Below are 20,980 nucleotides of genomic sequence, written 5' to 3'. Positions count from 1 at the left end.
CTCGTCCTTCTCCTTGAGCTCTTCGATCGTGCCCCAGGCGCGCTCGTACTGCGCACGCTTCTTGGACAGGATCAGACGGCCTTCCTTGTCCTCCTTGGTGAGGACAAGGGCTTCGACCTCATCGCCGACGGACACAACCTCAGAGGGGTCGACGTCGTGCTTGATGGAGAGCTCTCGGGAGGGGATGACGCCTTCGGTCTTGTAACCGATGTCGAGCAGGACTTCGTCACGGTCGACCTTGACGATGGTTCCCTCGACGATGTCGCCATCGTTGAAGTATTTGATGGTTTTGTCGATGGCGGCGAGAAAGTCCTCGGCCGAGCCGATGTCGTTGACGGCTACTTGCGGCGAGGTGACGGAGGGACTTGGCATGTGGTGGGTTGCTCCGGACAGGTTGGGTCGTAGGGACAGTTTGTGATTGGTGTCACCCGCAGCAGAGATCGCAAAACCACAGACGGGTTACCCGTTGAGGTTACTCGACTGGGTACACGCTGGACAAACTAGGTCCATCGGTCCCGCGATCGACAGCTACCCTGCTCTGGTGTCGTATGCCGGTCCGCCGCAGCAGCCACTTCAATTCATTCCGTCGTACCCGCCGATTTTGAAGAAGGTCCGCAAGGTCGGCGCGCCTCTTGGGGTACTGATCCTGCTCGGCACCATCGCCGGCTTGATCATCATCGCGCTGACCGCGTTCAACCCCGTCGGAACGGGCATCGGGTTCGCCCTGTCCAGCGCCGCCATGACGGTCGTCGTGCTGGCGTATCTGTGGTTGGACCGCTGGGAGCCGGAGCCGCCCCGGCTGTTGATCCTGGCCTTTCTGTGGGGCGCGTCGGTCGCCGTCATCGTTGCATCGATACTTCAACTCATCGCCGAGGCGGTGATCAACCCGGGCGGTACCGAATCGGTCAGCCCGATCACCATCGTCCTGGGTGCGCCCCTGACCGAAGAAGCGGCGAAGGGCCTGTTCCTTCTGCTGATGATGACGGGCCGGCGCCGCAACGAGCTGAACTCGCTGACGGACTGCCTGGTGTACGCCGGGCTGGTCGGCGCGGGGTTCGCCTGGCTGGAGGACATCCTCTACATCGGCGGCGGAGAAACTCTCGGCGACTCGCTGTTGACCGCGGCGATGCGGCTGATCATGGCGCCGTTCGCTCATTCGCTGTTCACCACGTTCTTCGGCATCGGCGTGTGGTTCGCACTACAGCGCCGAGGCGCTTTGGCCAAGGTCGGCTACATCCTGCTCGGATACATCTGCGCAGTGATCATGCACGGCTTGTGGAACGGGTCTTCGTTACTGGGCGTCGGGGCCTACTTCGGGGTGTACCTGCTGTGGATGGTGCCGATCTTCGGGTTGATGATCTGGCTCGGCGTGGCCAGCCGTCGCAAGGAGCAGCGGATCACCGCGGAGAAACTGCCCGGCATGGTCGCGGCCGGTCTACTGACACCCAACGAGGCGACCTGGCTGGGCTCGATCCGTCACCGCAGGGCTGCGGTCGCGCAGGCATCGCGGGCAGGCGGAAAACCCGCAGGCAAGTCGGTCAAGACATTCGCACATCAGGTCGTCGAGCTGGCGTTCGTCCGCGACCGCATCGATCGGGGATTCGGCGACCAGCGTGTGACCGCGCTGTTGAACGAGGAGACCTACGCGGTTTACGGAGCGCGTGCGGGTGCACCCGCTCTGCAGGCTTTGGCTGGATACCGCGCGACGGCGTCTTAGTGCGCGGCGGCGTCCCAGCTGCGGCCATAACCGACGGACACCTCGAGCGGCACGTCGAGCGGGTAGGCGCTGCCCATCTTGTCGCGGACCACCTTCTCGACGTCGTCGCGCTCCCCCTGCGCGATCTCGATCAGCAATTCGTCGTGCACCTGCAGCAGCATTCGTGACTTCAGCCCGGCATCCTTGATCGCTCTGTCGACCTCGATCATCGCCACCTTGATGATGTCCGCGGCGCTGCCCTGGATGGGTGCGTTGAGTGCAGCCCGCTCAGCTGCTTCGCGGACGTTGCGGTTGCTGCTGTCCAGCTCCGGCAGGTACCGGCGCCTGCCGAACACCGTCGATGTGTAGCCGTCCTTGCGGGCCTGGTCGACAACGTCTCGCAAGTAGTCCCGCACGCCGCCGAACCGGTCGAAGTACTGCTCCATCTGCACCTTGGCCTCTTCGGTGGAGATCTTGAGTTGCGCAGCAAGGCCATATGCACTCAATCCGTAGGCCAGCCCGTACGACATGGCCTTGACCCGGCGCCTGAGTTCGGCGGTGACTTCGTCGATGGGAACCGAGAATGCGCGCGATGCGACGAACGAGTGCAGGTCCTCACCGGTGCGGAAGGCCTCGATGAGGCCGTCGTCCTTGGACAGGTGGGCCATGATCCGCATCTCGATCTGGCTGTAGTCCGCGGTCATCAGCTCGTCGTAGCCCTCGCCGACGACGAACGCATCGCGGATCCGGCGGCCCGCGTCCGTGCGGATCGGAATGTTCTGCAGGTTCGGCTCCGTCGAAGACAGCCGGCCGGTCGCCGCGATCGTCTGGTTGAACGTGGTGTGGATTCGGCCGTCGGACCCAACCGCGTTGAGCAGGCCGTCGACGGTGACCTTGAGCCGGGTGACGTCGCGGTGCGCAAGCAGATGCTGAAGGAACGGGTGGCCGGTCTTGTCGAACAGTGACTGCAGCGCGTCGGCGTCGGTGGTGTAGCCGGTCTTGGTGCGCTTGGTCTTCGGCATCTCCAACTCGTCGAACAGCACCACCTGCAGCTGTTTGGGCGAGCCGAGGTTGATCTGCTTGCCGATCACTCCAAAAGCCGCCTCGGCGGCGTCGCGAATCTGGTCGGCGAACTCGCTCTGCAGCTCTGTCAGCTGGCCGATGTCGACCCCGATACCTGCGGTCTCCATCTCGGCGAGCACCCGCTGGACTGGCAGTTCCATGTCGCCCAGCAGCGATGAGGACTCGATGCGGGCCAATTCCTCGTCGAGCGCGTCGGCGAGGTCCATCACGGCGCTGGCCCGCAGGATCGATGTCTGGACCGCCTGCTCATCAACACCGTCAGTGTCGTCGAGCAGCGAAAGTTGTTGCTGCTCCGGATTATCCGCTCGTAGCTCCCGTTTCAAGTACCGCAACGACAGGTCGTCGAGCGCGAAGCTTCGTTGGCCGGGCCGAACGAGGTAGGCGGCCAGCGCGGTGTCCGACGTGACACCTCGGAGCGTCCAGCCGCGGCCTTCCAGATCGTGCATCGCGAGCTTGGCTTCGTGCAGCGCCTTGGGTATGTCGGCGTCTTCCAGCCACGACGCCAGTGCCGCCTCGTCGTCGTGATGCAGATCGGCGGTGTCCAGATAGCGACCGTCTCCGTCGGAGGCGACGATCGCCAACGCGGTCGCATCGGCGTCGAAGGCGAGATGGGTGCCGACGACGGCCATCCCGAACCGGCCGCCCGTACTGTGCGCAGTCAGCCACCCGGCCAGCTCGCCGGCTTCGAGCGCGCCACCGCGTACATCGAAACCCTGGTCCACCTCGGGATCTGTCGACGCCAGCGTGTCGAACAACCGCTCGCGAAGCACGCGGAACTCGAGGTCGTCGAACAGCCGGTGGATCTGGTCGCGATTCCACGGCTGCATGCGAAGCGTGTCGGGGGTCTGGGCCAGCGGGACGTCCTTGACCAGGTCGGTCAGCTCCCGATTGAGCACGACGTGCGACAGGTTGGCCCGCAGCGCGTCGCCGACCTTGCCCTTCACGGTGTCGACCTGGTCGACAAGCGCCTGCAGCGAGCCGTACTCGGCGATCCACTTCGTCGCGGTCTTCTCCCCCACGCCCGGAATTCCGGGAAGGTTGTCGCTCGGATCGCCGCGCAAGGCGGCGAAGTCCGGATACTGCTGTGGAGTCAGCCCGTACTTCTCCAGCACCGCCTCCGGCGTGAACCGCGTGAGCTCGCTGACGCCCTTGCGCGGGTACAGCACTGTGACGTCGTCGCTGACCAGTTGCAGCGAGTCGCGGTCCCCGGTGACCACGAGGACCCGGTAGCCCGCGTCCTCGGCCTGCGTCGCCAGCGTCGCGAGTACATCGTCCGCCTCGTATCCGGGTTCGGCCAGCACGGTGATGCCGAGTGCGCCCAGCACTTCCTTGGTGATGTCGATCTGACCGCGGAACTCGTCGGGGGTGGCAGATCGGCCCGCCTTGTACTCGGGATATCTATCCAACCGGAACGTCTGGCGGGACACGTCGAATGCCGCGGCGATGTGGCTGGGCTGCTCGTCGCGCAGCAGGTTGATGAGCATCGCGGTGAACCCGTACACCGCGTTCGTGGTCAGACCACCCTGGGTCTTGAAGTTCTCGGCGGGCAAAGCATAGAACGCCCGGAACGCCAGCGAATTGCCGTCAAGCAGCATCAATGTCGGCTTGTCGGTCGCCTTCTCGGCCGTTGCGCTTGCGGTCACGGCCCTACTCTATGCACGGCCGCTGACACGCAGTAGCCGACGAGCCCGATCGATCAGGACACGCGCGGCCGGGCTGATCGGGCCCGCTGAGCGCCAGACCAGAACGAGCCGCCCCCGCAGTTCCGGAACGAACGTCAACGCATGCAGGTCGGCGCGGCCACCCGGCACGGACGCAGGCACGATGGCGACCCCAAGTCCGCGCCCTGCCAGGTCGGCCAGCGCGAGTGGAGTGCTGGCCTCGAACGCGATCCGCGGAGAGACGCCCGCTTTCGCGCATGCGCGGTCGAACTGGTTGCGGATGCCCGCGCCGACGGGAAGTGCGATCAGCGTCCTGTCGCGCAGGTCGGCGGTCCGGATCTTCTTCCGTTTCGCGAGCGGATCGGCCAGGCACACCGCCGCTTTGATCGTCTCGTCGGTGACGACTTCGATGGAGAGCCCGTCGGGCACCTCGTCCGGGCCTACCGAGGCGATCGCGACGTCCAGGCGTCCGGTCCGGACGTTCTCGATCAGGTTGTCGGAAGTGTCTGTGCCCAGGGTGATCTCGACGTTGGGATGTTCTGCGTGAAAGTCGGCCAGCAGTTGCGGAATGTCGACGTTGTGTGACGTCACCGTTCCGATGGTGACGGTGCCGCGCACCAACTGGGAGACCTCGTCCGCGGCGACACCCATGGCGCGGACGGCGGCCAGGGCGGCCCTCGCATGGGGCAGCACCGCTTCGCCTGCCGCGGTCAGCCGCACCGCGCGACGCGACCGGTCCACCAGGGTCTGTCCCAGCTCGCGCTCCAGGCGTTGAATCTGGGCGCTGACCGCGGGCTGAGCGACGTGGATCCGCTCTGCCGCCCTGGTGAAGTTGGCCTCCTCGGCGACGGCGACCAGATACTCCAGCTGTCGAAGTTCCATAACGATTTATTATAGTTAGTCGACTAAAATGGTATTGGACTTATGGAAGTCATGCGCCGAGGCTGAAGGCATGGCTGAAAACGTTCTCGTTGCGAGGGCCCGCACACTGCTCGGCGAAGCGGCACATCCGATGTATTCCGTTGCCGCCAATGGTGATCGCAGGCAATCGCGGATGTGACCGTCCTCGCGGAGGAGCTTTCGCGCGCCAAATACCGAACCGACACAACTAGGAGTCACCCATGACGACTTACGTCCTCATCCCCGGCGCCTGCCATGGCGCGTGGTGCTTCGACGATCTCGCTGCAGCCTTGGGCGAGCGTGGTCACCGGGTGTTGCGCTACACGCTCACCGGGGTGGCCGAACGCGCACACCTGGCCCACGGCGGCGTCAACCTCGAGACGCACATCATCGACGTGCTGTCCGCGTTGGCTGCCGAACCCCACGCCGAGGATCTCGTACTGGTCGGACACAGCTATGGCGGCATGGTGATCACCGGCGTCGCCGACCGCATTCCCGAAAAGGTCGACGCGCTGGTGTATCTCGACGCGCTTGTCCCCCGCGACGGCGAATCGTGCTGGCATCTGGTCAACGACGAGGAGCGGCAGTGGTACCTCGACGTCGACGACACCGGCTACGGCGTACCGCCGATGCCGTTCTTCGACCCGCGCGCGACCTCCCACCCCCTCGCGTCGTTCCTTCAGCGGATGAGGCTGACCGGCGACCTGAACAGGTTCCGGCGACGCGATTTCGTCTACGCGCTGAACTGGCCGGGAGATTCGCCGCTGCGGCCGTCCTACGAACGGGTCAAGGACGATCCAGAGTGGAACGTGCATGAACTGGACGGCGCCCACAACCTGATGCGGGACAACCCCGAGGACCTGGTGCGCATCCTGACCGATGTGGCGAAGGGTCGGCGGGATTCCACCCGCGCTCCTGTGCCAATGTGATCAAGCCCGCTTCGTCGTTGATGCTTCGAGCCTGCGCTTCCCGGACCAGTTCCGCATAGTCCTGCAGCGAGATGCCGTTGATGGCTGCCAAACCGGGTCGTCGGCCGCCATCGATCGGGTCGACGGCCCACCGAGGCGGGCCGGGTCGATCGGACCGGCAACGTCCCAGAGCTGGTGGCCGGGACGCCTCTGGGGGCCAACTGCATCCGGACCCGTTCGCTACCGATCCCAAAACTTCTCCAGGCCCGAAAAACTGGAACACGTTTCAGTTTCGTCGCCGCAGTCGGTACGCTGACCGCGTGTCAGCTTCTACCCAACCCGCGATCGACGGCTGGTTCGCCAGCGACGGCTCCGGCGAGCCCTATCTGATCGGCGGCAAATGCCATCAGTGCGGCACGTACGTGTTCCCGCCACGGGAGAACAACTGCCCCAACCCGGCCTGTGACGGCGACGACCTGGCGCAGGTGCCGCTGTCGAGAAGGGGCACGCTGTGGAGCTACACCGAGAACCGGTACGCGCCGCCGCCCCCGTATCCGTCGCCGGATCCCTTCGAGCCGTTCGCCGTTGCCGCGGTAGAGCTCGCCGAGGAGGGGCTGATCGTGTTGGGCAAGGTCATCGACGGCACGTTGGCCGAAGATCTCAAGGTCGGCATGCAGATGGAGTTGGCGACCATGCCGCTGTTCACCGACGACGACGGGGTCCAGCGCGTCGTATACGCCTGGAGGATCGCATGAGTACCGGAGCCGCATCGACGGCGACATCCAGCCCCGAGCCCGTCTACATTCTCGGCGCAGGCATGCACCCGTGGGGCAAGTGGGGACGCGACTTCACCGAGTACGGCGTCGTCGCCGCGCGCGCCGCGCTCGCCGAGGCCGGCCTGGACTGGCGTCAGATCCAGCTGGTAGCAGGCGCTGACACGATCCGCAACGGATACCCCGGCTTCGTGGCGGGCGCCACGTTCGCCCAAAAGCTCGGCTGGAACGGTGTTCCCGTCACCTCGAGCTACGCGGCCTGCGCGAGCGGCTCACAGGCGCTTCAGAGTGCGCGGGCGCAGATCCTGGCCGGTTTCTGCGACGTCGCGCTGGTGATCGGCGCCGATACCACGCCGAAGGGCTTCTTCGCGCCGGTCGGCGGGGAGCGCAAGAACGACCCGGACTGGCAGCGGTTCCACCTGATCGGCGCGACGAACACGGTCTACTTCGCACTGTTGGCGCGGCGCCGGATGGACCTCTACGGCGCCACGCTCGAGGATTTCGCTGCGGTCAAGGTGAAGAACGCACGGCACGGCCTGGACAACCCGAACGCCCGGTACCGCAAGGAAAGCTCCGTCGAGGACGTGCTTGCCAGCCCGGTGGTGTCGGATCCGCTTCGGCTGCTGGATATCTGCGCGACGTCAGATGGCGCGGCGGCGCTGATCGTGGCGAGCAGGGCATTCGCCGAGAAGCACCTTGGCTCCGTCGAGGGCGTGCCATCGGTGCGTGCGGTCAGCCTTCAAACACCGCAGTACCCCCAGCATCTGCCCGAATTGCCGGACATCGCAACGGATTCGACTGCAGCCGTGGCCGCGCCCGAGCGGGTGTTCAAAGACCAGATCCTCGACGCCGCCTACGCCGAGGCCGGTATCGGTCCCGAGGATCTCAGCCTTGCCGAGGTATACGACCTGTCCACCGCACTGGAACTCGACTGGTACGAGCACCTCGGCCTGTGCGCGAGGGGCGAGGCCGAGGGTCTGCTACGCAGTGGCGCGACGACCATCGGCGGGAAGATCCCGGTCAATGCCTCTGGCGGGCTCGCATGTTTCGGCGAGGCGATCCCGGCCCAGGCCATCGCGCAGGTATGCGAGCTGACCTGGCAGCTGAAGGGCCAGGCCACCGGCCGTCAGGTCGAGGGCGCGAAAGTCGGCGTCACCGCCAACCAGGGCTTGTTTGGACACGGCTCGTCGGTTGTCGTCGCCCGCTAACCACCGGTAATCAAATGCGGAAACGCGCCGCATCGAAAGCACCATCGATCCCTGCCCACGTCTGTCGCACGATCTCGGCGACCGGCAACAGCCCGGCGATGCGTGATGACACCTGGCCGGTGTTGGCGACACTGGCATCCATGTCGCCGTCGAAGTACAGATCGGTCACCTTGCCCAGCAACTCAACGTTGGGATCATGGGCCGCGACGCGCGCGGCCAAACCCGTGCGCAGAACCCGCATCGTCGGATTACCGGGAACATCGAGAAGCACAGTGCCTGCGTCGTTCGCGCCGATAATGGCGTTCTTGAAGTTACTGTGCACCAGCGACTCTCGGCTTGCCAGCATCCGCGTTCCCATCTGAACGCCTTCGGCACCCAGTACGACCGCGGCCGCCGCGGACTGCGCGTCGCACATCCCGCCCGCGGCGATGATCGGAAGCTCGACGCATTCCGCGACGAGCGGTAGCAGGACCATCGTCGAGGCACCGAGCGCGGACTTGAAACCTCCGCCCTCAACGCCCTCGACCACCAGAGCGTCGACTCCGGCGTCGGCGGCCTTCATCGCCGCCCGCAGTGACCCGATGACGTGCACGACGGTCATGCCGGCGTCGTGCAGACGTTGAGTGAACAACGCCGGATCACCCGCCGACGTGAAGACGTGGCGCACTTTTGCCTCGGCAAGGATGTCGACGATCGACGGGTCCGCCTTCCAGCCCTGAATCATCAGGTTGGCTGCCACGGGTTGGGCGGTGAGTTCGCGAACGCGTCGCAAATCGGCACGACCCTCGGGTGTCAGCGTTTCGATCATGCCGAGCCCGCCTGCTTCCGACACGGCTGCGGCGAGCTCCGCCCTGGCGATGTAGGTCATCGGTGCCTGAACCACTGGATATTCGACGCCAAGCAGCGCCCGAATGCGGTTGTTCAGCATGCGCCACGGTCCCCCGCGCGGTTAGGCCACGCCGAGGTATGCGGCGCGAATGCTGTCGTCTTCCAGCAACTCTCGGGCATTACCCTCGCGGGTGGTCTCGCCCGTCTCCAGAATGTAGGCGCGGTCGGATCGGGTGAGCGCCTGCTGCGCGTTCTGCTCAACGAGCAGAACCGTCGTGCCCTGCGCATTGATGTCGGCGATGATCTTGAAGATCTGGGATATCACCATCGGCGCCAGTCCCATCGACGGCTCGTCGAGCAGCAGCACCTCGGGACGCGCCATCAGTGCCCGGCCGATTGCCAGCATCTGCTGCTCACCCCCGGACAGGGTGCCGCCGACCTGGCTCCTGCGCTCGGCCAGCCGGGGAAAGGTCTCCAACACCCAGTCGAGGCGCTCCTTGTGCTCTGCCTTGGACGGGAACTTTCTTCCGTAACAACCCATTTCCAGATTCTCGACAACCGACATACCCGGGAAGACGCCGCGGCCTTCCGGAGCCTGGATCAGGCCTTGCGTCACCCGCCGGTGTGCCTTCATGCGGGAGATGTCTTCGCCCTCGAACCACACCGAACCCGATGTCAGCGGCCGCAGTCCGGAGATCGCGCGCATGATCGTGGTCTTGCCCGCACCATTGGAGCCCAGCAGGGTGACCAGCTCACCCTTGCGCACCACCAGCGACACACCGTGCAGCGCTTTGATCCGCCCGTAGTGCACGACGATGTCACGGGCCTCCAGCAGGACCGGCCGGTCGTCGGCGTCAGGAGAGTTCGTCATCGGGCACCCCCAGGTAGGCGGCGATGACCTTCGGGTCTTCGCGGATCTCGGCGGGCAGCCCGTCGGCGATCTTTCGGCCGAACTCCAGCACGACGATCCGGTGGGTCACCCCCATCACCAGCCGCATGTCGTGTTCGATGAGCAGCACCGTGTACCCGTCGTCGCGGATCTTGCGGATCAGATCGATCAACGCCGCCTTCTCGCTGGGGTTGAAGCCCGCGGCCGGTTCGTCGAGGCACAGTAGCTTGGGTTCCGTTGCCAGCGCGCGGGCGATCTCGAGGCGCCGCTGATCGCCGTAGGGCAGGTTCTTCGCCTTCTCCTCGCCGCGATGGGCGATGCCGACGAAGTGCAGCAGCGCAGCGGACCGCTCGATCGCCGACTTCTCCTCCCTGCGGTGTCGCGGGGTGCGCACGAGCGCCCCCGGCACCGACGTGTGGTGTCGGGCATCGGTACCGACCATCACGTTCTCCAACGCGGTCATCTCGCCGAACAGTCGGATGTTCTGGAAAGTGCGGGCAATGCCCTTTCGGGTGATCTTGTGGCGCTTGACGCGGCCAAGCGGAGCGCCGTCGAAAATCACCGAGCCGGAAGTCGGCCGATACACACCGGTGATCGCGTTGAAGCAGGTGGTCTTGCCCGCACCGTTCGGCCCGATCATGCCGAGGATCTCGCCGCGGCGGATGTCGAACGTGACCGAATCCAGTGCGGTCAGCCCGCCGAACTTCACCGTCAGATCCTCTGTCCGCAAGAGGACTTCGCCTTCGGCGGCATGGATCTCGCGGTGCACACTGGCGAGCTCCTCGACGGATTCGTCGGTGCCGGGCAACTGCGTGCTCATGCGGCCGGCTCCTTTTCGCCGGGCTTGGTGCGCAATAGATCGCGCGCGGCCCTGCCGTAGGTCAACAGATGCTGGCGAGCGGGGAAGAGACCCTCGGGGCGGAAGATCATCAACACCACCAACGCGAGCCCGAAGAACAGGTACTTCAGGTCCCCCATGTTGATGCCGAGGAACTCCACACCCAGCAAGCGATTGGGCAGATAGACGATGATGAACGCGCCGAAGATCACGCCGAGCTTGTTGCCCTGTCCGCCGAGCACCACCGCGCACAGGAACAGCATCGAGTTGATGATGTTGAACGTCGGTGGCGCGACGTACTGCACTTGGCCCGCGTAGAGCGCACCCGAAAGCCCGCCGATCGCGGCGCCGATCACGAACGCCCACAGTTTGAATCGGAAAGTGTTGACGCCCATTACTTCTGCGGCATCCTCGTCTTCGCGGACGGCGATCCAGGCACGGCCGACCCGGCTGCGTTCCAGGTTTCCGACGAGCATCAGGATGGCGACGATAAGAATCAGACCGAGCCAGAACCACCAGGTGCCGTAGTTCGCGTGGCCCGTCGAGTTCGCGCTGGAGAAAACTCCTTCCGGCAGCTTCTCACTCTCGCCGACACGCGGGAATGCGATCTCGTTGAGGCCGCGCGGGCCGCCTGTGGTGTCGGCAAGGTTGTCGGCCATCAGCCGGATGATCTCGCCGAATCCAAGTGTGACGATCGCCAGATAGTCACCGCGTAGGCGAAGCGTCGGGAAACCGAGGATCAGGCCCGCGAGCGCGGTGATGGCCATGGCCAGCGGCACACACGACAACCAGGCCCACGGCGTGCTGAAGAAGCCCGTGGGTCCGACCATGTTCCATGGGCTGTCGGGGCTGGTGAGCAGCGCAACCGTGTACGCGCCGACGGCGTAGAAGCCGACGTAGCCGAGGTCGAGCAGGCCGGCCTGCCCCACCACGACATTGAGGCCGATCGCGATGATCGCGACCATGGCGAACTGCGCCATGGTGCCACCGAAGCTGATTCCGGGGGTGTCCAGAAACGGCGGGGTGTGCAGCGGCAGCAGTGCGACCGCCCCGAACAGCAGGACGCCGAAGACCCACTTCTGCGGCCGGGCCAGACCGTCCCACCAACGCCGAAGGCCGTCGCCGGGCGCGAGGAGGTTCTGCGTCCGCTTCGATACGCCATCCGTCTGCTTCTCGCTTGACGTCATGCGCGAGCCTTCCCAAGGCTTTCACCCAGTATCCCGGTGGGCCGGATCAGCAGCACCAGAACAAGCAGCACGAAGGCGATGACGTCGCGCCACTGGGTACCGAACACGGCCTGCCCGTAGTTCTCCATGATGCCCAACAGGAGACCGCCGAGCAGCGCGCCGCGCAGGTTACCGATGCCGCCGAGGACGGCGGCCGAGAAAGCCTTGATGCCCAACAGGAATCCGCCGGAATAGATGATTCCCTGCGGCACCTTCAGGGTGTACAGCAGGGCCGCGGCGCCGGCCAGCAGGCCGCCGATGAGAAACGTCGTCATGATGATGCGTTCACGGGAGACGCCCATCAGCGTCGCGGTGGTCGAGTCCTGTGCGACGGCGCGGATGCCGCGGCCGAACTTCGTCCGGTTGATCGCGATGTCGGTGAGCACGGCGAAAACCAACGCCGCCACGATGATCACGATGGTGACGTTGGAGACCGAGGCGCCGAAGATGGTGAACTGCGTCTTCGGCTGAACCAGGATGATCGGTTGCTGCGCGTTGCTGCCCCCGTAGCCCTTGATCAGCTTGGGAAGAACGAAGTGAACGAACTCCTGCAGCACGAACGACATGCCGATGGCGGTGATCAGGAACGTCAACGACCGTGCGCCCCGTCTTCGCAGCGGTCGGTACGCGACGAACTCGAGCCCGACGGCGGCCGTACCCGAGACCAGCATCGCGAACAACATCGCAATACCCAGATAGAGCAACGTCATCGCGAAGCCCTTGTTGTAGGCGTTGCCGCTCGGCGTGAAGCCCATGATCATGTCCAGCGCGAAGTAGGCACCGAACATGCCGAGCATGAAGATCTCGGAGTGTGCGAAGTTGATCAGCCGAAGCACGCCGAACACCAGGGTGTATCCGACGGCGACCAGCGCGTAGATAGCCCCCCACGAAAAACCGTCGATCGTCAACTGCCAGAAGCCGCTTCGCAAATTCTCGAGGTTGAAGTTGATATCCGCGGCTAGGCAGGCGTACTGGTCGACGCACTCGTGAATCATCCGGCGGCGGGCTCCTCGGCAGGCGATGTGAAGCGAAACGCGCCCGAGCCTTCAGGTCTCGGACGCGCCTCGCCGCAGGATTACTGAACCTTGAAGATCCAGATCAAATTGGTGGTGAGCTCACCGGTCGGGGTCCACTGGTACTTGCGTGCCACTCCCTGGCCGTTGTAGTTCTTGACGAAGTCGAGCAACGCGGGCCGCGTGATGGCCCCCGAGTCAATGCCCTTCACCAGAATCGTGCCGAGGTCGTAGCCTTCGGCGCTGTAGGTGCCTGCCTCGGCGTTGAACTTCTTCTGGTACTCCTCGGCGAACGGTCCCGTCGCAGGGCCGCACGGGCAGGACAGGATCGCGTCCTTGGCCGCTTCACCGGCCTGGCTGACGAACTGCGGGTCCTTGGTGCCGTCGGCGCTGACGAAGGTGCCCTCGAAGCCACCGTCCTTGAGCTGCTGGACGAGCGGAGCCGCCTCCGAGTAGTAGCCGCCGTAGAACACGGCCTTCGGGTTGACGCCCTTGACCTGCGTCACCGCGGCCGAGAAGTCTTTGTCGCCCTTCTTCACGGAGATGTTGCAGCCCGAATCGGCAGTCGCACCAAGCGTGTCGCGCACGGCCGTCGCCAGACCCAGCCCGTAGTCCGTGCTGTCGTCGATGACGCAGATCTTCTCGAACTTCAACCCGTTCTTCAGGTAGTTGGCGACCGACGGGCCTTGCACCGCGTCGTTGGCCAGGCCGCGGAAGAACGTCTTCCAGCCGTTCTCGCTCAGGGTCGGGTTGGTCGCCGACGCCGTCACGGCGACAAGGCCGGCCTGGTCGAAGACGCCGCCGGTGGCCTTCGTCTCACCCGAGAACGCCGGTCCGACAAGACCAATCGTGTACTGGTCGTCGACGATCTGCGGCGCGATCGCGGTCGCCTTCTGCGGATCGCCCTCGGTGTCGAACGGCTTCAGCTGAATCTGGCAGCCGGGGTTGGCGGCATTGTGCTTGTCGATCGCCAACTGCACGCCGTTCTTGATGTTGATGCCGAGCGCCGCGTCAGGGCCGTTGAGCGCACCTGCCATGGCAATCGACACCGGCGGGCAGTTGGCCTTGCCGTCACCAGCCGGATCGGCGGGTGCAGCCCCCTCCGCCGCCTTGACTTCGGCGCCCTTGTCATCGATCTGCACCTGTTCGACGATCTTCAGGTTCGTCTGCGACGACTCTTCTTCCGGCTTGGACTGCTGACAGGCAGCCATGCTGAGGACCACCAGTCCTGCGCTACCGAGCGCAACTGCGCTCCGTGTGACGCGACCGCGCACGTTTCACCTCCGACTCGACGTTTCATCGGCATCGACGATCCGGCCGGTGATTCGGCCAGGGCGCTGACGCTTCGGGGTAGAACATAGCCAACGCGCGGCCGTGGTGCGCGTTTTCGGTGTATTGCTAGGCCGACGGCGCGGCGTCCTCCGGTTCGTCCAGCGTCTCGAGCACAACCTCGGCGACTCGCCTCATGGTTGTACGCCGATCCATCGCCGCCCGCTGAATCCACTTGAACGCCTCGGGTTCGGACATCTGATGCTTGGTCTGGAGCAAACCCTTGGCCCGCTCCACGAGCTTGCGCGTCTCCAGCCTGTCCGACAGCGTCGCGACTTCCTGCTCCAATGCGGAGATCTCACTGAATCGGCTGACCGCCACCTCGATCGCCGGAATCAGGTCTGTGATGGAGAACGGCTTGACGAGATACGCCATCGCGCCCGCATCGCGGGCCCTCTCGACCAACTCGCGCTGGCTGAAGGCCGTCAGCACGACGATCGGGGCGATCCGCTTGGCGGCGATCTCGGACGCCGCGTCGATGCCGTCGCGACGTGGCATTTTGACGTCCATGATCACCAGGTCCGGCTTGAGGCTTTCGGCCAACTCGACGGCTTCCTGCCCGTCACCGGCCTCGCCGACCACCTCGTAGCCCTCCTCGCGCAGCATCTCTGCCAAGTCGAGCCGGATGAGCGCTTCGTCCTCTGCGATGACGACGCGATGCGGCTTGGCACCGTCCGTCGTTGAGCCGGTCATGGCTGCCATTGTGGCGGTCGCGGCCGCAATCAGCGACCTCGGGGGATCCTCTATGGTGGTAGGCCGCGCCCTCGTATCCCAACTGGCAGAGGAAACGGATTCAAAACCCGTACAGTGTGAGTTCGAATCTCACCGAGGGCACCGCTGTCTGCGGCTACAGCACGATGCGTGTGGGCACCGGCGCTAGCAGCGCCTTCTGCAGGCCGACGGCCTGGCGGTAGCCGGCAAATGCACCGAGCAGGGTGAAGCCCGCGATACCCGCGACGCCGGGCAGTGCCGCCGCGAGAATGTCCATGTTGGTCGCGGACCTCAAGTACTCCGAGTAACCGACCCTGAAGGTGTCCGGGATCTTCGTCGGCGGTCGAAGGGAGTCGCCGGGCGCGAGCGGGCTACCCGGGCTGGGCGCACTGGTGGACGGAATCACCGGAACGGCTTGCGGCGCGGGCGGCCCGATGGCCGGCGCGGAGGGCAGGGGCAGCAACCCGCCCGACAGCGGAACGGCAGCAGGCGGCGGCGTCACCGACGGAGCAGGCGCAGCGGGAACAGCGTCTACCAGGGGCGAGCCCATCATCGTCGGGGCCGCATACGCCGCTGGAGCGATGGCTGGGGCCGCCGCTGTTTCCGCAGCAGGCGAGGCGACAGGACCCTTTGATCGGATCACGACGCTGCGGGTGCTCGGCGCGGTCGACACGGTGCTCGTGCGGGCCTGGCCGCCGTTGACGCTCTTCGTCTTTCCGCCACCGCCCAGCAGGTCGACCCCGAGGACGTCGACTCCTCCGACCCCGCCGCCGATGCCGGCAAGATCTGCGTTCGCGACCGCCGCGCCGACGAGCGATGGTCCGACGACAAATGCGCTACAGGCGATCGCGCACCCGATCGCGCTTCGTGTCAGCGAACCATTCATGCTTGTCGCTCCCACCCAAAGGGACAGACCCGGAATGACCTAGAGACGTACCCGCATCGCGGTGGAATCAAACTACCCGCTCACAGCAGAAAGCTCGTCGGTACCGGAGCCAGCAACGCCCGCTGAAGGGATTTCGCCTGGCGGTAACCCGCGTACGCACCGACGAGGGTGAATCCGGCAATCCCCGCGACGCCGGGGAGTGCCGCCGCGACGAGGTCTGTGGTGGTCGCAGACCGCAGGTACTCCGCGTATCCGACCCGGTATGAGTCGGGTATCCGCACAACACTTGAATTACTGGGTGCCAGTGGATCTTTCGCTTGTGGCGGGGCCTGCGAGGGGGCAGGCGGCGCATCAGGCGCTGGCCGACCCTCCGGCTGTGGTGCGACCGGAGGCGGCGCGGCCAGCGGGACGGCGGCGGGCGTCCGCGGAATGGCACGCGGCACAGACCGCGGCGCGGCCGTGCCCGCCGAGCGCGTTGACGCTGTCCCCCGAATGACGATATTGCGGGTAATCGGGGCAGAAGGCACCGACGGCAGGTTCGATGACCGGCCTACCGGGCTGACGCGCGACACCGCGCCGCCGCCTCCGCCCCGGCTCGCACTCTGCGGGCCTGCGCCCTGCAGGCTTGCACTCTTCGGGACGCCACCAGCGGCGACCAAGCCGGCGGCCTGAGGTCCGCTATCGAACGTCGACACCGGCGGGCCGGCATCGGCCGTCGTCACGCCGACGGTGCGAGCAGCCTGCCCGCTGGGAGGCGCCTCGGAGCCGGGCCGGGGGTGGTGAAGATCGGATTTGTCGTCGTCGCCACCGAGCAGGTCCAGGAGGTCCGGGCCGATGCCGAGAATGGCGTGCGACTGCGCAATGCCCACCACACCCGGACCGCAGACCATCGCCCCGCAGGCAAACGCACAGCCGATTGCCGCGCTACGAATCCAAACCCGGTCCACGCTTCGTCCCCCACGATCAGCGAAAGGCAGGCTTAAACCATACAACGTCGCACTAAATTGTCGCCTCCGTCACGGGCTCGGCCGCGGCGCCCTCCCCCCGACTCCTGCGGTCCCACTCCGCAATCACCTCGGTTGCGGTCGGCTTACTCAGCAAACTGCCGACGACGAAGACCACCAGGCCGGACGCCAGCCCGACATAGATGGGCTCATTGGCGAAGATGTCGCCGACGGCGATCATGGTGGCCAGTGTGGCCACGGTGCCGACCGCCATCGCCGCGATCGCGCCGACGTTGGTACCGCGCCGCCACAGCAGCCCGCCGAGGATCGGGATCAGCAATCCGCCGACAAGGATGTCGTAGGCCACGGTCAACGCGGCGACGACGTCTTGCAGCAGGCACGCGATGACAATCATCACGACTCCGAAGACGGCGACATAGATCCGATTGCTGCGGATGTGGTCGTGTTCGCTTCCCGCTTCGATGTCGCGCTTGCGCAGCCGGGCAACGATGTCCTGGCTGAAGACCGTCGCCGTTGCGATCAGCGCTCCGCTCGAAGTGGACATCACCGCGGCAAGCGCGGCCGCCAGCACCAAGCCGGCCAGGATAGGCGGCAACTGCATTTCGACGAACTCCGCGAACGCGTCGTCGCGCGCCTCCAACGCGGGCAGCAGAACCTTGGCCGCCATCCCGATCACCGCACCGGCAACCGCGTACAGCAGGCAGTACACGCCGGCCGCGGTACCCGCCCAGCGGGCAACGCCTGGACTGCGTGCGGTGAACACCCGCTGCCAGATGTCCTGGCCGATGAGGAGTCCGAAGGTATAGATGACGAAATACGTCAGGATCGTCTGGCCGCCGATCGCGGTGAAGGACGTCGCGTCGGCCGGCAGCTTGTCGGCCAGCCCGCCGATTCCGCCTGTCTTGTACAGCGCGACCGGCAGCAGGATGAAGAAGATGCCGATGGTCTTGATCACGAACTGAACGAAGTCGGTCAACGTGATCGACCACATTCCGCCAAGGACCGAGTAGACGACCACCACGCTGCCCCCCAGGACGATGGCGAGCACCCTGCCTATATCGAACAGCGCACTGAAAATGGTCGCGTAGGCGATGGTCGAGGTGACCGACAGCATCAACGTATAGCCGAACATGACCGCGCCGGACAGCACTGAAGAGCCTGGGCCGTAACGAAGTTCGAGCATCTGGCTGACGGTGTACACGCGCAGTCGCTGTATCCGGCCTGCAAACAGCAGGCTCAGCAGGAGAATGCCGGTGCCGATCGCGAACACCAACCACATGCCCGAGATGCCGTACTCGTAACCCAGACCGACGCCGCCGATGGTGGACGCCCCGCCCAGCACGATGGCGGCCATCGTGCCGGAGTAGAGCATAGGACCGAGTCGCCGACCGGCAACCAGGAAGTCGGATTGCGTTGTGGCTCTGCGCTTACCCCAGAACCCGAACGCGATCATGCCAACGAGGTAGATGACGACGACGGCGATATCCATGAGGATGGTCCTTTCAGCGGATGTCGAAGTGAATGAGGGTCGGGCCATCGGCATCGAGTGCGTCGCCGACGAGCCCGGTCAGTTCTGCGGTCGAGGTGGTTCGGGCGCCGTTCGCGCCCATCGCGACAGCCAGTGCGCTCAGGTCCGGCGTGCGCAGCTGGACTCCGATCGGCGGGATCCCGCGGGCCGCCTCTTGATCCTGAATCTCCCGGTAGCCGCCGCTGTCCACGACGATGACCGGTACGGAAAGTCCTTGTTCCACAAGTGTTGTCAATTCTTGCACCGAGAACATCAACGCCCCGTCACCGAGTAGGACGGAAACCGGTGCCTCCGGTCGGCCGATCGCTGCGCCGAGTCCGGCGGGAAGTCCGTAACCGAGGGTGGCGAAACCCGGGCAGTAGCAGAACCGCCGCGGCGCGGGCAGGTCGAAGTAATGCACGGAGCCGAAATAGGTGACCTGTGAGCTGTCGCCGGCCAGCGCGGCATCGGAGGGGAGCGCCGCGCGGACCGCGGCGTTGATTTCGGCGTAGGGGCCCGCATCGACGGCGGCCTCGTCACGGCAGGCCGTGCGCAGGTCCGCCGCACGCTGCTCTCCGCCAGCCGGTTTCGCGGGCAGCGTCTCGAGCAGCGCGTTCAACGTGGTGGCGGCATCACCAAGCAGCGCGTGGTCTGCCGGGCAGTTCTTGTCCAGTTGGGCCGGGTCGATATCGCATCGAATGACGACCCTCCCGCGAATGTGGCCCTCCCACAGGTCGGAGTCGCCGAGTTCGGTGCCGATCACCAGAAGCGCGTCGCTGTCGGCCGCGGCCTTCTGCAACGCCCGAAGTCGTATCGATGCGCCGACCGACAACGGGTGCGCCTCGTCGACCGTGCCCTTTCCGTTGACCGTGGTGGCGACCGGCGCGCCCACCGCCTCGGCGAGGGCCGTCAACTCCTTCTGTGCATCGACGGCGCCACCGCCGGCGATGATGAGCGCCGACTCGGCCGAGGCGAGGAGTTCGGCGGCGCGGCGCACCGCGTTGCGGTCGGCTGTCGGCGGGGCGACCGCCGCATCGACCCGTGGGCCGCCGGCCCAGGCCTGCTCGAGCACGTCGACCGGAATCTCGATGTGGACCGGACGGGTCCGTCGTCCGGTGAACCCGCTGAACGCATCGGACACCGCGGACGCCGCTTCGTCGGCGGTGTGCACCCGACGGCTCCATGACACCAGCTGATCCATTGCGCCGCTGGCATTCTTGGCCTCGTGCAGCTGGCCGAGGTCGCGCCCCGCGGTACCCGTCGGCATGCCGGAGGACAGAAGCAGCACCGGCTGGGACTCGGCATAGGCGGTTGCGGCCGCCGTCATCGCGTTCGTCAGGCCGGGCCCGCTGGTGGTGACCACGACGCCGGGCCGCCCGCTGACGCGCGCATAAGCCTCCGCCGCATAGCCTGCGCCCTGCTCGTGACGTGGCGTGATGGCGCGGACGCCGTGCCCGCCGAAGTGCCGGTACAGCTCAAGGTTGTGAGTGCCGGGGATTCCGAAGATGGTGTCCACACCGTGTGCGGCAAGGGTTTCGACGACGGCTGCACCGCCGTTGCGATAGTCGGTCACGAACCCGCCGCCAGGACGGACAGCAGTTCGTAGGCAACGTGCGCCGCCGCTATCCCGGTGATCTCGGCGTGGTCGTAGGCCGGTGCGACCTCGACGATGTCGGCTCCGACCACGTTGACACCGACCAGGTTTCGCAAGCAGTGCAGCAATTCACGGCTGGTCATGCCGCCGGCCTCAGGGGTCCCGGTGCCGGGCGCATGCGCGGGATCGAGTACGTCGATGTCGACGGAAACGTACACGGGTGCCTCACCGAGGCGGGCGCTCATGCGTTCGATGACGGTAGCAAGTCCGTCGATCTGAAAGTCGTCGGAGCCGATGACCTGGAAGCCGAGCACACGGTCGTCGGAGAGGTCGCTCGGCGCGTACAACGGGCCGCGGATGCCGACGTGCAAGCAGTGTTCCGGGTCGAGCAATCCCTCTTCGCTCGCCCTGCGGAACGGGGTGCCGTGGGTGAAAGGCGCGCCGAAGTAGGTGTCCCAGGTGTCCAGATGAGCGTCGAAGTGCAGCACCGAAATCGGACCGTGGTCACGGTGCAGAGACCGCAGCAGCGGAAGTGCGATGGTGTGGTCCCCGCCGAGGGTGATCAGCTTGGTGCCGCCGTCCCGCAGTTCGTCGGAGGCCCGTTCGATGGTGGTGATCGCTTCCGCGATGTCGAACGGGTTCACGGCGATGTCCCCTGCGTCGGCGACCTGGTGCACCGCGAACGGCTCGACGTCGAGGCGAGGGTGGTACGTACGCAGCAGCTTGGATGCCGCGCGGATGTGTTGGGGTCCGAACCGTGCACCCGGCCGGTAGGAGACCCCGGAGTCGAACGGGATGCCGACGACGGCGACGTCGGTGTGGGTCACCTGATCGGTACGCGGCAGCCGCGCAAAAGTGGGCGGACCGGCGTAGCGCGGCACTTTGGTGGCATCGACAGGACCGAGCGGCTGTTGTGACGACGTCATGAACACGACGATTCCTGAGACGACGGTCACACCGTTATC

19 protein-coding genes and 1 tRNA gene are annotated in these 20,980 nt (G+C 65.7%); 5 read left to right on the top strand and 15 right to left on the bottom strand.

Annotated features, from left to right (window positions below):
* Window positions 1-372, bottom strand: a 372-nt coding sequence (locus QOJ24_RS01385) for a S1 RNA-binding domain-containing protein (protein WP_526258356.1), incomplete at its 3' end; no start/stop codon positions are given.
* Between the two features lie 169 nt (window positions 373-541).
* On the opposite strand from QOJ24_RS01385, the gene QOJ24_RS01380 reads away from it, so the two are divergent.
* Complete coding sequence (locus QOJ24_RS01380; RefSeq protein WP_526258354.1) at window positions 542-1,717, top strand: PrsW family intramembrane metalloprotease; 1,176 nt, start codon at window positions 542-544, stop codon at window positions 1,715-1,717.
* Here the strand turns inward: QOJ24_RS01380 and polA are convergent.
* Both polA and QOJ24_RS01370 read right to left on the bottom strand, forming a co-directional pair.
* On the bottom strand, window positions 1,714-4,374 hold the full coding sequence (gene polA / locus QOJ24_RS01375) for a DNA polymerase I (RefSeq protein WP_526258366.1): 2,661 nt from the start codon (window positions 4,372-4,374) through the stop codon (window positions 1,714-1,716). The two genes, QOJ24_RS01380 and polA, sit on opposite strands and share 4 nt — an antisense overlap.
* 57 nt (window positions 4,375-4,431) lie before the next feature.
* Window positions 4,432-5,322 (bottom strand): LysR family transcriptional regulator, encoded by an 891-nt coding sequence (locus tag QOJ24_RS01370; RefSeq protein WP_526258352.1) that lies wholly within the window; start codon window positions 5,320-5,322, stop codon window positions 4,432-4,434.
* A 239-nt stretch (window positions 5,323-5,561) separates the two neighbouring features.
* Here QOJ24_RS01370 and QOJ24_RS01365 point away from each other — a divergent pair, with 239 nt between their 5' ends.
* The 3 genes from QOJ24_RS01365 (at window position 5,562) to QOJ24_RS01355 (ending at window position 8,229) form a co-directional block, all read left to right on the top strand.
* A complete protein-coding gene (locus QOJ24_RS01365; protein ID WP_526258350.1) occupies window positions 5,562-6,269 on the top strand; it encodes an alpha/beta fold hydrolase in 708 nt (235 codons plus the stop codon).
* A 299-nt stretch (window positions 6,270-6,568) separates the two neighbouring features.
* Window positions 6,569-7,003: a Zn-ribbon domain-containing OB-fold protein gene (locus QOJ24_RS01360; RefSeq protein ID WP_526258348.1), complete on the top strand. Its 435-nt coding sequence runs from the start codon at window positions 6,569-6,571 to the stop codon at window positions 7,001-7,003.
* A complete protein-coding gene (locus QOJ24_RS01355) occupies window positions 7,000-8,229 on the top strand; it encodes a lipid-transfer protein (protein ID WP_526258346.1) in 1,230 nt (409 codons plus the stop codon). Before QOJ24_RS01360 ends, QOJ24_RS01355 begins: the two co-directional genes overlap by 4 nt.
* Window positions 8,230-8,239: 10 nt before the next feature.
* Here QOJ24_RS01355 and QOJ24_RS01350 read toward each other — a convergent pair whose 3' ends face one another.
* The 7 genes from QOJ24_RS01350 to QOJ24_RS01320 all read right to left on the bottom strand — a co-directional run bounded on the left by QOJ24_RS01350 (window position 8,240) and on the right by QOJ24_RS01320 (window position 15,045).
* Window positions 8,240-9,157, bottom strand: a complete 918-nt coding sequence (locus tag QOJ24_RS01350) for an NAD(P)H-dependent flavin oxidoreductase (RefSeq protein ID WP_526258344.1) — start codon at window positions 9,155-9,157, stop codon at window positions 8,240-8,242.
* 21 nt (window positions 9,158-9,178) lie between these two features.
* Window positions 9,179-9,928 (bottom strand): ABC transporter ATP-binding protein, encoded by a 750-nt coding sequence (locus tag QOJ24_RS01345; RefSeq protein WP_526258343.1) that lies wholly within the window; start codon window positions 9,926-9,928, stop codon window positions 9,179-9,181.
* Window positions 9,912-10,766: an ABC transporter ATP-binding protein gene (locus tag QOJ24_RS01340; RefSeq protein ID WP_526258341.1), complete on the bottom strand. Its 855-nt coding sequence runs from the start codon at window positions 10,764-10,766 to the stop codon at window positions 9,912-9,914. The genes QOJ24_RS01345 and QOJ24_RS01340 overlap by 17 nt, the downstream gene beginning before the upstream one ends.
* A complete protein-coding gene (locus QOJ24_RS01335; protein WP_526258339.1) occupies window positions 10,763-11,971 on the bottom strand; it encodes a branched-chain amino acid ABC transporter permease in 1,209 nt (402 codons plus the stop codon). The genes QOJ24_RS01340 and QOJ24_RS01335 overlap by 4 nt, the downstream gene beginning before the upstream one ends.
* Window positions 11,968-13,005, bottom strand: a complete 1,038-nt coding sequence (locus QOJ24_RS01330; protein ID WP_526258337.1) for a branched-chain amino acid ABC transporter permease — start codon at window positions 13,003-13,005, stop codon at window positions 11,968-11,970. The genes QOJ24_RS01335 and QOJ24_RS01330 overlap by 4 nt, the downstream gene beginning before the upstream one ends.
* Window positions 13,006-13,085: 80 nt before the next feature.
* Complete coding sequence (locus tag QOJ24_RS01325) at window positions 13,086-14,297, bottom strand: branched-chain amino acid ABC transporter substrate-binding protein (protein WP_526258335.1); 1,212 nt, start codon at window positions 14,295-14,297, stop codon at window positions 13,086-13,088.
* 124 nt (window positions 14,298-14,421) lie between these two features.
* Window positions 14,422-15,045 carry a two-component system response regulator PdtaR gene (locus QOJ24_RS01320; RefSeq protein ID WP_526258333.1) on the bottom strand — a complete coding sequence of 208 codons (624 nt, stop codon included), beginning with the start codon at window positions 15,043-15,045 and terminating at the stop codon, window positions 14,422-14,424.
* 67 nt (window positions 15,046-15,112) lie between these two features.
* Between QOJ24_RS01320 and QOJ24_RS01315 the strand changes: the two genes are divergently transcribed.
* Window positions 15,113-15,186: transfer RNA gene (locus QOJ24_RS01315), tRNA-Leu, on the top strand.
* 13 nt (window positions 15,187-15,199) lie between these two features.
* On the opposite strand, the gene QOJ24_RS01310 is transcribed toward QOJ24_RS01315, so the two are convergent.
* The 5 genes from QOJ24_RS01310 to speB form a co-directional block, all read right to left on the bottom strand.
* Window positions 15,200-15,949, bottom strand: a complete 750-nt coding sequence (locus QOJ24_RS01310; RefSeq protein ID WP_526258331.1) for a hypothetical protein — start codon at window positions 15,947-15,949, stop codon at window positions 15,200-15,202.
* 80 nt (window positions 15,950-16,029) lie between these two features.
* Window positions 16,030-16,896 carry a hypothetical protein gene (locus QOJ24_RS01305; RefSeq protein ID WP_526258329.1) on the bottom strand — a complete coding sequence of 289 codons (867 nt, stop codon included), beginning with the start codon at window positions 16,894-16,896 and terminating at the stop codon, window positions 16,030-16,032.
* A 52-nt stretch (window positions 16,897-16,948) separates the two neighbouring features.
* Complete coding sequence (locus QOJ24_RS01300) at window positions 16,949-18,403, bottom strand: sodium:solute symporter family protein (protein WP_526258327.1); 1,455 nt, start codon at window positions 18,401-18,403, stop codon at window positions 16,949-16,951.
* A 13-nt stretch (window positions 18,404-18,416) separates the two neighbouring features.
* Window positions 18,417-19,994: a thiamine pyrophosphate-binding protein gene (locus tag QOJ24_RS01295; protein WP_526258325.1), complete on the bottom strand. Its 1,578-nt coding sequence runs from the start codon at window positions 19,992-19,994 to the stop codon at window positions 18,417-18,419.
* Window positions 19,991-20,941, bottom strand: a complete 951-nt coding sequence (gene speB, locus QOJ24_RS01290; protein WP_526258364.1) for an agmatinase — start codon at window positions 20,939-20,941, stop codon at window positions 19,991-19,993. Before speB ends, QOJ24_RS01295 begins: the two co-directional genes overlap by 4 nt.
* Window positions 20,942-20,980 lie beyond the last annotated feature (39 nt).

The organism is Mycobacterium sp., from assembly GCF_032159775.1.
In the GTDB taxonomy this organism is placed as follows: domain Bacteria; phylum Actinomycetota; class Actinomycetes; order Mycobacteriales; family Mycobacteriaceae; genus Mycobacterium.
Note: the sequence above shows the minus strand (reverse complement) of the source record. Positions and strands in the feature narration are given on the sequence as shown.